A 14347-nucleotide genomic window follows, 5' to 3' on the forward strand; every position below is an offset into this window, starting at 1 on the left:
ACACTTTGAAGGTATTAATATAATAATAAAATAAAGAGATAATATCGTTTCAATAAACGACAACAAAAAATGTTCAGGAGTCTCCATGGATGCCCTTAGCCGATTACTGATGCTTAACGACCCACAAGGCTCGATCGATCAAAATTGCCTGCTGAGCAGGGACTGGCAACTGCCGCACGCAGCAGGTGAATTGTCCATTATCCGCTGGCATACGGTCACACAAGGGGCAGCCCAACTGGACATGCCCGATGGGACATCTTTTACTCTGCGGCCCGGTACTATCGTGATCCTGCCGCAAAACTCCGCACATCGGCTCTGCCAGTCTGGCGATGAACAAACACACATTGTTTGTGGCAGCCTTCGATTGCACGCTTCCTCACGCTATTTTTTAACTGCGTTACCGGAAGTATTGGTTCTGGCACCTGATGAAAATAGCCCTGTCAGCCATTGGCTCAAGGCCATGATTGCGTTGATGCAACAGGAATCCATGAGTACTCTGCCAGGTTCCAGTGTAGTCTGCAGTCAACAATGCGCCACACTGTTCGCCTTAGCCGTTCGCGAATGGTTAACCAAGGCGACCCCCGTTCAAAACGTGTTGAATCTACTGCTTCATCCCAAACTAGGGGCTGTCGTCTTCATGATGCTGGAGTCACCGGCGTTTGCCTGGACCGTCGAAGAATTGGCGAAACGTGCACATATGTCGCGGGCCAGCTTCGCGCAGCTATTTCGTGAAGTCTCAAACTCCACGCCGCTCGCAGTATTAACCACTTTACGCCTGCAATTCGCTGCCCAGATGCTGTCACGTGGGTCGCAGCCATTGGTTGTGGTGGCCGAGTCGGTAGGCTACGCCAGCGAATCGTCATTCCATAAAGTCTTTTTACGGGAATTTGGCTGCACGCCGGGTGAGTACCGCAAACGCGTGAAGGCACTGGAGGTATAACGCGGCGCCTGCTTCGGCAACAAATCCGAATGCAGGCGCGCGCTTTAGAGTATTATTTTTGACCGCGGTGTCTGTGCAGCCACATCAGCTTATACGCAGCCGGAATAATGAATAGCGACAGCAATGGTGCGGTGATCATGCCGCCAATCATCGGCGCGGCTATGCGGCTCATGACTTCTGAGCCTGCTCCCGTCCCCCACAAGATAGGTAACAGACCCGCGATAATCACCGCCACAGTCATCGCTTTTGGCCGCACGCGCAGCACAGCACCGTGATATAACGCTTCATCCAGCTTGTCCGCCGTAAAGGTTTGCGGATTTTCCAGCGCGGGTTCGGCTTCAATAGCGTGGCGCAAGTACATCAGCATCACCACGCCAAACTCCGCAGCAACACCTGCCAGGGCGATAAATCCGGTTCCGGTTGCAACCGACATATGGAACCCCATCCAGTAAAGGAACCAGATACCGCCCACCAGCGCAAAAGGCACACTGGTGATAATCAGCAGCGCTTCGCCAAAGCGACGGAAGGCCAGATAAAGCAATACGAAGATAATCATCAGCGTCATTGGTACCATCAACTTGAGCTTATGGCTGGCGCGCTCAAGCAGCTCGAATTGCCCCGAAAACGCCACACTGGTCCCCGGCTTTAACTGGACCTTTTCAGCAATAGCCTTTTTCAGATCGTTCACCACTGAGACCATGTCACGATCTCGGGCGTCGATGTAAATCCAACTGGTTGGTCGCGCATCTTCGGTTTTCAGCATCGAAGGCCCCGAAACCACCGTCACATCGGCGACATCCGCCAGCGTAATTTGCTGTTTCATGGGCGTCAGAATCGGCAGATTACGCAATGCTTCCGGGCTATCACGATAGCTCTGCGCATAGCGCAGGTTGATAGGATAGCGTGCAATCCCTTCCACCGTTTCGCCCACCATTGCCCCTCCTACCGCTGAAGTGACAAACAGCTGCACAGCACCTACAGTCATGCCGTACCGGGCCGCTCTTTCACGATTAATATCTACGTTGAGATAGCGTCCGCCCACCAGACGCTCGGCCAGCGCCGAAGAGACACCCGGCACGGTTCTGGCCACCTCTTCAATTTGCTCCGCCGTGGCGTCGATATCTGCCAGAACATTACCCGACACCTTAATGCCAATTGGGCTTTTGATCCCCGTAGAGAGCATGTCGATACGGTTACGAATCGGCGGAACCCACAGATTCGCCAGCCCCGGCAAGCGTACGGTTTTGTCCAGCTCGGCGATGATTTTGTCCATCGTCATCCCCGGACGCCACTGGTCCTGCGGCTTCAGTTGGATCGTCGTTTCAACCATTTCCAGCGGCGCGGAGTCTGTTGCGGTTTCTGCCTTACCGGTTTTACCAAACACGCGCGCCACCTCCGGAACGGTCATGATCAGCTTGTCGGTTTTCTGCAGCATGTCCGCTGCCTGCGCCGCTGAGATCCCCGGCAATGTCGAAGGCATATACAGCAGATCGCCTTCGTTAATCTGCGGCAGGAATTCACCACCGACTTTATTCAGCGGGTAGACAACCGTCAGTATTGAAAGCACCGCCACCAGAATGGTTGTCTTGGGCCAGTGCAACACCTTCAGCAACAACGGATGGTAAATACGGATCAGAAAACGGTTAAGCGGGTTGCTACTTTCGGCCGGTATTTTTCCACGGATCCAGAACCCCATCAGGATAGGAATAACCACAATCGCCAGAAATGCCGCGCCTGCCATCGCATACGTTTTGGTGAACGCCAGCGGGCCGAACAGTCGCCCCTCTTGCCCCTCAAGCGTGAAAATGGGGATAAACGACAACGTGATGATCAACAGGCTGATGAACAATGCCGGGCCGACTTCTACCGAGGCGTCAGTAATAACCTTCCAGCGCGTTGCGTTATCGAGCTTTTCATTCGGATGCTGATGCCCCCACTCTTCGAGCCGCTTATGGGCGTTTTCAATCATCACGATTGCGGCATCAACCATCGCCCCGACGGCAATGGCAATTCCCCCTAGCGACATGATGTTGGCGTTCAAACCCTGGAAATGCATCACGATAAACGCGATACACAGCCCCAGCGGCAAGGAAATAATCGCCACCAGCGCCGAACGCAGATGCCACAGGAACAGTGCGCACACCAGCGCCACGACGATAAACTCTTCCAGCAGCTTGTAGCTGAGGTTATCAATGGCACGATCGATGAGCTGACTGCGATCGTATGTTGTAACTACCTCTACGCCTTCCGGCAGACTGCTTTTCAGCGTGTCGAGTTTGGCTTTAACGGCAGAGATCACCTCACGCGCATTTTTACCGGAACGCAGGATAACCACCCCGCCCGCGACTTCGCCTTCGCCATTCAGTTCGGCGATCCCACGGCGCATTTCCGGCCCAATCTGTACGCGCGCCACATCGCGCAGGTAAACAGGTACACCGTCGGCCCCTGTTTTCAGGACGATGTTATTAAAATCATCGAGCGTTTGCAGATATCCACTGGCGCGGACCATATATTCCGCTTCAGCCATCTCAACAGATGAGCCGCCCGCTTCCTGATTCGACGTATCCAGCGCCGATTTCACGTCCGCCAGGCTGATGCCATATTGCGTCAGCTTCATCGGATCGATAACGACCTGATACTGTTTAACCACGCCGCCTACCGAAGCTACTTCCGCCACGTTAGGAATCGTTTTTAACTCATACTTTAAAAACCAGTCCTGAAGAGAGCGTAATTCCGCCAGATCATGTTTCCCACTGCGATCCACCAGCGCGTACTCAAATATCCAGCCGACGCCCGTGGCGTCCGGTCCCATTTCCGCGCTAACGCCAGCCGGTAATTTTCCCTGAACCTGGTTGAGATACTCCAGTACGCGCGAGCGCGCCCAGTAAGGATCGGTACCATCTTCGAAAATGACGTACACGTAGGAATCACCAAACTGCGAGAAACCGCGCAGGTTTTCGCGCCGGGTACCGACAGCATGGTGGTGGTCAGCGGGTAGGTCACCTGATTTTCAACAATTTGCGGCGCCTGACCCGGATAGCTGGTTTTGACGATCACCTGAACATCAGAGAGATCGGGCAGCGCATCAACCGGCGTATTGATGATGGTCCAGGTTCCCCAGACGCTAAGAAACAGCGCCCCCATCATCACCAGAAAACGGTTTGCCACCGAACGACGGATAATCCATTCAATCATTTATCATGTCCTCAGTGTGAATGGGTCGCCTGGGCTGGCATGGCGGCTGCGTCTTGCGCCTTACTGTTCTGGGCGCGCATACGGTCCAGTGCGCCAGAGATATTCGCTTCAGAATCAATCAGGAACAGGCCACTGGACACCACTTTTTCGCCTTCGGTCAGGCCGGAGCGGATAGCCGTCAGCCCCTGGGATTCATGGAATACCGCAACCTGTTTCGGCACAAATCGGCCTTCGTTATCAACGGTGATGACCCGCTGCTCGGTACCCGTATCAATCAGTGCCTTAGACGGGATCAGCAGCATTGGCTCGCTTTGTGTTTTCAGTTGCAGGTAAGCATTCATCCCGGGCTTGAGCGCCTCGTCGGGGTTATCGACCTGTAAACGGAGCTGGAGCGTACGCGTGGTAGCATCAACGCTTGGTAAGATACTCCACTTGCTGATGGTGAAAGGCTTATCCGGCCAGGCGGGCACGGTGATGGTAAATTGCGAGGCATCTTTAATCAGCCAGGCGATAGATTCCGGGACCGACGCGCTAACCCATACCGGGTCCATACCCTGAATTTTCGCGACCACATTGTCTTTGGAAATGTTCATACCGGTACGCAAATCGAATGCGGTGATCACCCCATCGATAGGCGCTTTCAGAGTAAAGCGGGTCTGAATTTTACGCGTCGATTTTAAGCGCTGAATATCCGCTTCAGGCATTCCAGCCAGACGTAATCTCTCCAGAATCCCTTCCACCTGCGTCGCGCTGCCGCCCGTTTCCCGCAGCAATAAATATTCGCTCTGCGCCTCAACCCAATCAGGAATAGTCAGGTCGATCAGCGGCGAACCCTTCTTAATTTTGTCCCCCACGGTCAGCGGGTAAACCTTCTCGATAAAGCCCGCAGAGCGTGCCTGGACAATAACAAACTGGTATTCGTTATAACTAACGTTGGCCGGGAAAGTTTGCGCGTAGTGCAGTGGTCCACGACGCACTGGCTCTGTTTTCAGCCCCAGGTTCTGGGTCTGTGTAGGATCGATGCGCACGCCTGGTGATGATGCGTTCGCGGTCTCTTCATCGGCATATTTCGGGATCAGATCCATATCCATAAACGGTGATTTACCCGGTTTATCAAAGCGCGTGTTCGGATACATGGGGTCATACCAGAACAACACTTTTCTGGCTTCTTTTTGCTGAACTGGTCCGGCTACAGACGATATTTTTGCCGATGAATAATAAGTATAAACACCGACAGAAATAATCCCGCCGGCAATCATGCTACCGAGAATAAGCGCGGTATTTTTAATATTTAAAGACGCCATAGTGATTTCCATTGCGCGATAGTCTCGCCCGCGTTCGCAAAAACCCGGGCAAGAATAAAAGAGACCAGCGAGAACGTTATTTACTGATGTGAATATCGCGTAACACAGAGAGATTCCCCTGCTGAACAAACGTAAACGCGACATTATTGCCTGGCTTAATATCATCAGCCTTCGTATCAGCAACCAGCGTAAAGCGCATCGTCATGGCCGGCCAGTTCACCGCTGGAATAGGGTCATGTTTGATCGTGATTTTTTTACTCTCCATATCAACAGCTTCAATCACCCCGGTAGCGCTAATGAGTTGTTCCTGTTGAGCCGCTGGCTGCATATTCATCATCTCGCCATGCTGATTTTCATTGGCCTGGGCGTTAAACATAACCACAGAGAAAAGGCTAAACAGTACGGCTTTGGCGGTAGTATTCATACATCATGCTCCTGAAAAGTTAATATTAAGGATTACTCCACCCAACCGCCGCCTAAGGCAGCAAACAGTTTAATTTCATTAACCTGTTGGGCGTAATTAAGATCGAGCAGCGATTGCCGCGTAGCGAATAAAGAACGTTCTGCGTCTAATACTTCGATATAGCTAACTGCACCATTCTGATAAAGCGCTCTGGCGCGCTGTAGTGTGATTTGCAATGAATCCAGATAACGCTGCTGCCCACTAATTTGATCGGCAATGCTTTGGCGTAACACCAGTGCATCCGCCACTTCTTTAAACGCGTTCTGAATTTTTTGTTCGTAATTCACTACCGACTGTTGCTGGCGAATTTCTGCCAGGTCGAGATTGGACTGATTACGTCCGGCATTGAAGATTGGAATATCTATTTTGGGGACAAAATTCCACATGCCGCTGGAGGCATTAAATAAATTGGAAAGATCGCTACTGCTACTGGACACGGAACTGGTCAACGTTATCGACGGAAAAAATGCCGCCCGTGCAGCACCGATATTGGCATTTGCCGCCAATAATCCGTGCTCAGCTTCCATAATATCCGGGCGCTGCAACAGTATTTGCGACGAAAGCGATGGCGGCAGCGTTACCGGTTTAATATCCCCACGGCTGCGCGCCTGGTCATCGGGTAATTTCCCGTATGTACCCAGCAACAGTTGCAGCGCGTTATTGGCCTGTGCCAACTCACCTTTACGCTTGGCAATTTCGCTACGCGTACTTTCAATCACGCCGCGCGCTTGTTCCAACGCCAGTACGTTGGTGCTACCGGTTATCAGTTGCTTCTCTACAAAAGCATAAGAGCGCTGATAGTTTTGCAGCGTTTCTTCGGCAACTTGCAACTGCGCGTAAGCCAGACGCTGGTTGAAATAACTTTGCGATACGTTGGAAATTAATAAGATATGCACCGCCCGATGCGCCTCTTCGCTGGCGAAGAAGTTCTGCCGTTCGGCTTCACTCATATTTTTAAGCCGCCCAAAGAAATCCAGGTCGAAACTGAGATTGAGTCCAGCTTCGAATTGACGATCGGTGCTGCTATCACCTTTTAATTTACCGCTGTAGGTACCGCTGGAGCCTGCCGTGATTTGCGGATAACGGTCAGCGTCCGTGACGCCATACTGCGCTCGCGCTTCCTGAACCTTCAGCGTCGCCATGCGTAAATCGCGGTTATTGATCAGCGCTTCACCAATCAACGCCTTCACCTGGTCGTCAACAAAAAAGGTTCGCCACCCCGTGTCCTGGTATTCACCAGGAGCCAATACCAGGGAATTCTGGCTTAAAGAAAATTGCTGTGGCACCGGCAAGGCCGGGCGCTGATAGTCCGGCGCCAATGAACAACCAGCGAGCACGAATATAGCGCTGAGAGTAAGAAGCTTAAATTTGCTCATAGTTCTTCTCGTCCTGACCGGACTGATGTCCCTAAAATAAGTAGGAATTTATAGTCTTGTACTTTAACGAAGTGACTCTGTTTAACCGGTGACAGGAAAATGACAAAACTGTCATTTTCCCAATAACAGATTGCTATCCGATCCCGCTTCCCTAGAATTGAAAGTCCGCACAACCAGTGCGAGAAGGAGAATGCGATGAAGGTTTTGATAGTCGAAGATGAGAAAAAAACCGGTGAATACCTGACAAAAGGCCTGACGGAAGCGGGTTTTGTCGTGGATTTAGCGGATAACGGCCTGAACGGGTATCACCTGGCGATGACCGGCGATTACGACCTGCTCATACTCGACATCATGCTGCCGGATGTAAACGGCTGGGATATCGTGCGGATGCTGCGTTCCGCCAACAAAGGAATGCCCATTCTTCTCCTCACCGCACTGGGTACCATTGAACATCGGGTTAAAGGTCTGGAATTGGGTGCTGATGATTACCTGGTTAAACCGTTTGCCTTCGCGGAACTGCTGGCACGGGTCAGAACGCTGCTGCGCCGGGGCGCTGCGGTGATTGTTGAAAGCCAGTTTCAGGTCGCGGATTTAATGGTCGATCTGGTCAGCAGGAAAGTCACCCGCAGCGGTACGCGCATCACCCTGACCAGCAAAGAGTTTACGCTGCTTGAGTTTTTCCTGCGCCATCAGGGGGAAGTTTTACCCCGCTCACTGATCGCCTCCCAGGTCTGGGATATGAATTTTGACAGCGATACTAATGCCATCGACGTCGCCGTTAAGCGTCTGCGCGCCAAAATTGATAACGATTTTGAGCCGAAACTGATTCAGACCGTGCGCGGTGTGGGATATATGCTTGAGGTTCCTGATGACCAGTAAACGATGGCGGCGCCCTTTTTCACTGGCGACACGACTGACCTTTTTTATCAGCCTGGCGACAATTGCTTCATTTTTCGCCTTTGCATGGATAATGATCCACTCCGTGAAAGTCCACTTCGTCGAGCAGGACATCAACGATTTACAAGAGATTAGCGCCACGCTGGAGAGGATTATTAACCAACCCAACGAGCCAGAATCACGCCGCCTGGAAACGCTAAAAAATGTGGTGTCGGGTTATTCGAACGTCATTATTTCTCTGGAAGATAGCAACCAGAAGGCCATTTTCCATTCGCCCAATGCGCCGGATCTCCGGCAGTTTATCGCCAGTGCAAGGCCGGATAAAAATGCTCATGCCAGCGATGTTTTTATTATCTCAGGCCCCACACTGCAAACCTCCAAACATATCCACGGACAGAAAACATCGTCTAACTGGCGAATGATTCGCCTGCCGGTAGGACAACTCGCCGATGGAAAACCAGCGTATACGCTGTATCTGGCATTATCGATCGACTTTCATCTGCACTATATTAACGATCTGAAAAACAAGCTGATTATGACAGCATCGCTGATTAGCATGATGATTGTTTTTATCGTGTTGTTCGCCGTATACAAAGGTCATGAACCGATTCGTAACGTCAGTCGTCGCATCCAAAATATCACCTCGAAAGATCTCGATGTACGCCTCGATCCGCAAGCTGTTCCTATTGAACTGGAACAACTGGTGAGTTCGTTTAATCACATGATCGAACGCATCGAAGACGTATTTAAACGCCAGTCGAACTTCTCAGCGGATATTGCCCATGAGATCCGCACGCCAATAACTAACCTCGTCACCCAAACGGAAATTGCGCTCAGCCAGACCCGCAGCCAAAAAGAGCTGGAAGATGTGCTGTATTCTAATCTCGAAGAGTTTGGCCGTATGTCGAAGATGGTGAGTGATATGCTGTTTCTGGCGCAGGCGGATAACAATCAGCTGATCCCAGAAAAAAAAGCGCTCAATCTGGCTGATGAGGTCGGTAAAGTGTTCGACTTTTTCGAAGCCTGGGCTGAAGAGCGTGAGGTTGGTTTACGGTTTGAAGGACGCGCATGCTGGGTTTCAGGCGACCCATTAATGTTACGCCGGGCAATGAGTAATCTGCTGTCAAATGCCATGCGCTATACGCCAAAAGGCGAGTCGGTAACCGTACGGGTGAAAGAGGCGGATGGCCAGGTGCAGATAGTCGTTGAGAATCCCGGAAACCCCATTCCCCCGCAACATCTTCCGCGACTCTTTGACCGCTTTTATCGAGTGGACCCTTCACGACAGCGTAAGGGCGAAGGCAGCGGCATTGGTCTGGCGATTGTGAAATCAATTGTGACTGCCCATCAAGGAAAAGTCTCGGTGACTTCCGACCCTCATGCCACTCGCTTTATTCTGACGCTGCCCAAGCACGCGATTTAATTTATGGTGATGACGCTTATACCCGTCATCACCTGTTGTCTGACACAACCGTCATAATCCTGTCACGCCACTGACAGCCCCTATTAATTATACTTTCTTCCGTAAACCCAAACAGGAGAAATATGATGAATAAGATGTCCTCTTTTTTAGCTATCGCGTTTTTTATTTCAGCTGGCGTTAATGCGGCAGAAACACCCAAAATGCATCAGCAGGCCGCAATGGCTCATGAAATGATGAATAACAGCGATGCTCCTGCACATCAACAAATGGCACAAGCACACGCCGCGCAAGCAAATAATTCATCGTCAATATCAACCAATGCGAAATCATTTTCACAAATGAATGAACATGAAAAAGCGATGGTTGTTCACCAATCGGTAAACAACGGCCATTCATTTGCTCATGAGGTACAGGCCGAGCAGCACCGCGCGCAGATCTCCACTCAGGGGTAAAGACGAACTATATTGACAACGACATCCATAAATACGCGAAGTTTGAATATTGTGGACTACTCTCCCCACGCGGGCCTGTTTATATACAAGCCCGCGTCCCACTTCATCGTTAATGTCAATATTAATAATTTATTAAATCCTTCCTCTAAAAGTAAATACATCTTAGCTCTCTACCCGGATTGTATAAAATAAGTAAATAAACGGCTTGTTTTGTTGCGTATTACAGCATTCATCACCCCACCCTAATTATAAATTAGGATTCCCCCTGGTATGCTTCATTAATATTTAATGGGAGACTGCCGTCGTCGTAAACATGACAGCCCAAAAGTTCGTATTCCTATAAATAAATTTAATGATGATAGTGAGTAAAAAATGAATAAACGTCTGCTAACCCTCCTGGTCCTTGGCCTGACAACTGCCACAACAGCATGTGCAATTACCCCGGCAATGCAGAAAAAGTATGAACGTTCAGGTTGTACGCAGATGAGTGAACTCAATGGCTGCGATGTGAATAAATCCTATCAGTGGAACCGCGATCATGGCTTTATTGAGAACAGCAACGGCCAGCAGAATCGTCATCATCATGGTGAAAAACAGCAAAATACCACTAACACGGATAACCACGATAATGCCGGTATTGATGGCAAATTCAGCGGAAATTACGTAGCCAAATTTGCCAATGGTCAACGCAGTGTTGATATTCACGTCGAAGATTCCGGCGTTTACGTCAATGGTAATGAAGTGCGTGACGTAAATACCTATAAGGATACGATGACCTTCCGTGTCGGCTATGCCACCTATACGATTAAAACAAATGGTCACGGTAGCTGGAATGACAGCGATGCAGGAAACGCAGGCAAAATTGTGCGTGAATAACGGATAACGCTAAAGAGCGCTGAGATCACAGCGCTCTCAAAAGCGATGCATTACAGTATGCCGTTTTAATACGGGAGTCAGGCATGGCTTTAACCCTCACGGTGCTGCTTGAAAACCGACGCGCTGCTGGCGCAGAAAAATCAATACTGGCCAAGCCTGGATTAAGTCTGTTAGTTCAGGATGAAACAACCACAATATTGTTTGATACCGGGCCGGATGGCAGCTTCATGCACAACGCTACGCAAATGGGCGTGGACCTGACCCAATTAACCGCCGTAGTGCTGTCGCACGGTCATTATGATCACTGCGGCGGCGTGCCGTGGCTTGCGGATAACAGCCGTATCATTTGCCATCCTCAACTGGCCTGCGAGCGTTACGCATCGATAACGGTTGCGGGAATACCACGAAAAATTAAAAAACTCTCGCGTGATAACAACTACTCTCGATTCATAATGGAATACACCCGCGAGCCGCTGGCTATCAGCGATCGTTTTTTGTGGTCCGGGGAAATCAGTGTCCCCACGCCACAGTCCTATGGCGTGATTAGCGAGAAAACACTCCAGCCAGATTACATCAGTGACGAAGGCGTATTGATCTATAAATCTGCACGCGGGTTAGTCATCATTACCGGTTGCGGGCATCGGGGAATAGAGAACATCGTACGCCATTGCCAGAAAATCACCGGGGTTACCAAAATTCACGCCCTGGTCGGTGGCTTTCATTTACGCGCCGCCTCCCCCGCTAAGCTATGGCGGACCCGACAATTTATTCAGCAACAGCAACCCGAAAAACTGCTCGGCTGTCATTGCACCGGTTCGTGGGGGCGATTGTGGCTACCGGGAACTGACGCCCCGGCAACGGGAGATGTGATAGTGCTGGCTGAGTAACAACAGTAAAACGTTGCCCAAACAGCAATAAAAAACGGGAGCCTTACGGCCCCCGTTTATCAGTCATCACTACATGGTGACAATTGCTGGTTCATCAAAGACGGTGAGTTTTGGCGCTTCACCGGTGTATTTTTCTGCGTATACCAGGCTGGTATTCCCGGCACAGCCGTTCGCCAGTCTTGAAGTCGGGATATCCGCCGTCAGCACGTTCGCGCCGCCATTTTTACAGATACCGTTTTCAATATCCGGCCATGCGCCTTCATGAATACAGATGATGCCCGGTTTGATGCCGTCGCTGACGTGCGCCCCAACCAGAACCTGTCCACGAGCATTCCATACGCGGACCAGATCGCCCTCGGCAATCCCTCTGGCTTTTGCGTCATCCGGATGAATCGTCACCGGTTCACGATTGGCAATCGCGTACTCTTTACGTAGCGACGCGTAGTTCAGCTGACTATGCAGACGATGTGCCGGGTGCGCCGTCAGTAGCTGCAGCTGATCTTTATCCGCAGTTCCTTTCCATTCATCCGGTTCAATCCAGGACGCATGCGGCGGACAGTCTTTATACTGATAGCCTTCAATCGTTTTCGAGTAGATTTCAATCTTGCCGCTCGGCGTTCCGAGTGCGTTCATCACCGGATCGCTGCGGAAATCCGCGTAGCGCACATATTTGTTATTCTTTTCATTCTCACGCATTTCGATCAGCTTATTCTGCTGCCAGAACGCGTTGAACTGAGGCATGGCAACACGCTGGGCGCGGGCGGCTTTTTGCGCGACGTCATAGAACTGCTTCAGCCACGCCATTTCGTCTTTGCCTTCGGTGTAGACAGCTTTCCCCCCCGGCTTGAGCATCTCAGCCAGATCGGCAAATACGTCAAAATCACTACGCGCTTCAAACTGCGGCTCAATGACCTGCTTCATCGGTACCAGATGCTGGTTACTGTAATCACCGGTCATGGTCAGATCGTTACGCTCAAACGAGGTGGTGATTGGCAGAACGATATCGGCGTGTTTGGCCGCAGCGGTCCAGTAGCATTCAGAGATGACAACCAGTTCAGGCTTCTGCCAGGCTTTGATTAAGCGGTTGGTATCCTGATGATGGGTAAAGTTAGCGCCGCCCGCCCACCAGATCATTTTGATATCCGGGAAGGTTTGCTCTTTACCGTTATGTTGATATTTGCCGCCTGGGTTTTCCAGCGCCTCGACAATTCTCGCTACCGGCAGGCTGGTCACCGCATCGGAAACCGCCCAGTCATTACCTGCCGATGACCCACCCTCAATTTTGGCGGAGATCGCCGGTAAGACTCCACCGATGCGCGTTGGATTACCGCCGTTGGAATAGTGATAAGAGAACCCGAAGCCGCCGCCTTCGGTACCAATTTGCCCCAGCATCGCCGCCAGTGTCACCAGCATCCAGTGTTTTTGCTCACCGTATTGCTGGCGCTGAATCCCCCAACCTGCCATGAGCATGGTTTTGTTGCTGGAGAAAATTTCCGCCAGCTTTTCCAGTTGCTCAGCAGGCACGCCACACACGCCAGATGCCCACTCGGCGGTTTTCTCTACTTTATCGCTCTTGCCGAGCAGGTACTCTTCAAACTGCGGATATCCGGTAGTGTATTTTTCCAGGAAGGCTTTGTCGTGAAGGTTTTTCTTCACCAGCGTATGGGCAATCCCTAACATCATTGCCACATCGGTCCCCATATGTGGCGCAATCCAGGTCGCATTCTCACCAAAGAACTCAATGGTTTCAGAACGCATCGGATCGATGGCGATGACGCTTTTCCCTGATTTCTTCAGCAGATTAAAGTATTCGCTCCCTTGTTCATCCGTGCTGCTCCAGGCAATCTTAAGGGTGTTGAGCGGGTTCATCCCCCACAGCACCACGACCTGACTGTGCTCAAGCACCATCGGCCAGGTGGTTTGCTGCTCATAGACCTCAACCGATCCCACAACATAAGGCATGATCACCTGCGCGGCACCGGTTGAATAATCTCCGGTATGCCCAGCGTAGCCACCGGCCATGCTCATATAACGTTGCAGTAAGGTTTGCGCCTTATGCAGAACGCCGCTGGATCGCCAGCCATAAGAACCGGCAAATATCGAAGCGGGACCATAGCTGCTGCGGATCCGGCTGTGCTGTTCATGAATGAGCTTCAGCGCTTGCTCCCAGCTGACCCGCACGAAAGGATCGTTACCGCGTTTGCCATCAGCTTTACCCGGGTTTTCCAGATAGCTTTTGCGCACCATCGGATACTTAACGCGGATATTGGTATGAACCTGATCTGGCGCAGTTTGCTGTAATGAGTTCGGCACCGTTTTCGGCAACGCACCTTTTGAGGAAACCACTTTTCCGTCTTTTACTTCCACGTATACCGCACCCCAACGTGCTGCCGTCAGGATTGCTCCGCCATTCTGGCCTTCGGCCCAGGCTGGCATTGGGATCACCGAAGAAATCGCCATTGTCCCGGTTGCCGCGCCAGCCGTCTTAATAAAGTCACGTCTTGTGAGTTTCATGATTTCTCCTGATTGATCGC

The 14347-nt window shown here is 51.2% G+C and carries 10 protein-coding genes and 1 pseudogene; 6 read left to right on the plus strand and 5 right to left on the minus strand.

Annotation, left to right across the window (positions count from 1 at the left end; all coding sequences use genetic code 11):
* Positions 1 to 85 precede the first annotated feature (85 nt).
* Positions 86 to 940: a reactive chlorine-specific transcriptional regulator RclR gene (gene rclR / locus SK35_RS18215; RefSeq protein WP_048214745.1), complete on the plus strand. Its 855-nt coding sequence runs from the start codon at positions 86 to 88 to the stop codon at positions 938 to 940.
* Between the two features lie 52 nt (positions 941 to 992).
* On the opposite strand, the pseudogene SK35_RS18220 reads toward rclR, so the two are convergent.
* The 4 genes and pseudogenes from SK35_RS18220 to SK35_RS18235 all read right to left on the minus strand — a co-directional run bounded on the left by SK35_RS18220 (position 993) and on the right by SK35_RS18235 (position 7278).
* Positions 993 to 4135 (minus strand): annotated as a pseudogene (locus SK35_RS18220) (CusA/CzcA family heavy metal efflux RND transporter).
* Between the two features lie 11 nt (positions 4136 to 4146).
* A complete protein-coding gene (locus tag SK35_RS18225) occupies positions 4147 to 5439 on the minus strand; it encodes an efflux RND transporter periplasmic adaptor subunit (RefSeq protein WP_008784024.1) in 1293 nt (430 codons plus the stop codon).
* Positions 5440 to 5515: 76 nt separating this feature from the next.
* Positions 5516 to 5863 carry a cation efflux system protein CusF gene (gene cusF / locus SK35_RS18230; RefSeq protein WP_048214746.1) on the minus strand — a complete coding sequence of 116 codons (348 nt, stop codon included), beginning with the start codon at positions 5861 to 5863 and terminating at the stop codon, positions 5516 to 5518.
* A gap of 32 nt (positions 5864 to 5895) precedes the next feature.
* The gene (locus tag SK35_RS18235) at positions 5896 to 7278 is read right to left on the minus strand and encodes an efflux transporter outer membrane subunit (protein ID WP_048214747.1); all 1383 of its coding nucleotides are present in this window, start codon (positions 7276 to 7278) and stop codon (positions 5896 to 5898) included.
* A gap of 195 nt (positions 7279 to 7473) precedes the next feature.
* On the opposite strand from SK35_RS18235, the gene cusR reads away from it, so the two are divergent.
* From cusR to SK35_RS18260, 5 genes are all read left to right on the plus strand, one after another.
* The gene (gene cusR / locus SK35_RS18240; protein WP_003831137.1) at positions 7474 to 8157 is read left to right on the plus strand and encodes a copper response regulator transcription factor CusR; all 684 of its coding nucleotides are present in this window, start codon (positions 7474 to 7476) and stop codon (positions 8155 to 8157) included.
* Positions 8147 to 9598 (plus strand): Cu(+)/Ag(+) sensor histidine kinase, encoded by a 1452-nt coding sequence (locus SK35_RS18245; RefSeq protein WP_048214748.1) that lies wholly within the window; start codon positions 8147 to 8149, stop codon positions 9596 to 9598. Before cusR ends, SK35_RS18245 begins: the two co-directional genes overlap by 11 nt.
* 125 nt (positions 9599 to 9723) lie before the next feature.
* On the plus strand, positions 9724 to 10050 hold the full coding sequence (locus tag SK35_RS18250; RefSeq protein ID WP_048214749.1) for a hypothetical protein: 327 nt from the start codon (positions 9724 to 9726) through the stop codon (positions 10048 to 10050).
* A 372-nt stretch (positions 10051 to 10422) separates the two neighbouring features.
* Positions 10423 to 10926, plus strand: coding sequence for a hypothetical protein (locus SK35_RS18255; protein ID WP_008784020.1), 504 nt, complete (start codon positions 10423 to 10425; stop codon positions 10924 to 10926).
* Between the two features lie 83 nt (positions 10927 to 11009).
* The gene (locus tag SK35_RS18260) at positions 11010 to 11813 is read left to right on the plus strand and encodes an MBL fold metallo-hydrolase (protein WP_048214750.1); all 804 of its coding nucleotides are present in this window, start codon (positions 11010 to 11012) and stop codon (positions 11811 to 11813) included.
* 69 nt (positions 11814 to 11882) lie between these two features.
* On the opposite strand, the gene SK35_RS18265 is transcribed toward SK35_RS18260, so the two are convergent.
* The gene (locus SK35_RS18265) at positions 11883 to 14327 is read right to left on the minus strand and encodes a trimethylamine-N-oxide reductase 2 (RefSeq protein ID WP_048214751.1); all 2445 of its coding nucleotides are present in this window, start codon (positions 14325 to 14327) and stop codon (positions 11883 to 11885) included.
* Positions 14328 to 14347 lie beyond the last annotated feature (20 nt).

It is taken from the genome of Citrobacter sp. MGH105 (genome assembly GCF_001037485.2).
Taxonomy (GTDB): domain Bacteria; phylum Pseudomonadota; class Gammaproteobacteria; order Enterobacterales; family Enterobacteriaceae; genus Citrobacter; species Citrobacter portucalensis.

What these genes read in the sequence shown, in the direction of transcription:
- SK35_RS18235 (WP_048214747.1), bottom strand. Translation starts at nt 7,278, where the DNA reads ATGAGCAAATTTAAGCTTCTTACTCTCAGCGCTATATTCGTGCTCGCT.
- SK35_RS18260 (WP_048214750.1), top strand. Translation starts at nt 11,010, where the DNA reads ATGGCTTTAACCCTCACGGTGCTGCTTGAAAACCGACGCGCTGCTGGC.
- SK35_RS18245 (WP_048214748.1), top strand. Translation starts at nt 8,147, where the DNA reads ATGACCAGTAAACGATGGCGGCGCCCTTTTTCACTGGCGACACGACTG.
- cusF (WP_048214746.1), bottom strand. Translation starts at nt 5,863, where the DNA reads ATGAATACTACCGCCAAAGCCGTACTGTTTAGCCTTTTCTCTGTGGTT.
- SK35_RS18225 (WP_008784024.1), bottom strand. Translation starts at nt 5,439, where the DNA reads ATGGCGTCTTTAAATATTAAAAATACCGCGCTTATTCTCGGTAGCATG.
- rclR (WP_048214745.1), top strand. Translation starts at nt 86, where the DNA reads ATGGATGCCCTTAGCCGATTACTGATGCTTAACGACCCACAAGGCTCG.
- cusR (WP_003831137.1), top strand. Translation starts at nt 7,474, where the DNA reads ATGAAGGTTTTGATAGTCGAAGATGAGAAAAAAACCGGTGAATACCTG.
- SK35_RS18265 (WP_048214751.1), bottom strand. Translation starts at nt 14,327, where the DNA reads ATGAAACTCACAAGACGTGACTTTATTAAGACGGCTGGCGCGGCAACC.
- SK35_RS18250 (WP_048214749.1), top strand. Translation starts at nt 9,724, where the DNA reads ATGAATAAGATGTCCTCTTTTTTAGCTATCGCGTTTTTTATTTCAGCT.
- SK35_RS18255 (WP_008784020.1), top strand. Translation starts at nt 10,423, where the DNA reads ATGAATAAACGTCTGCTAACCCTCCTGGTCCTTGGCCTGACAACTGCC.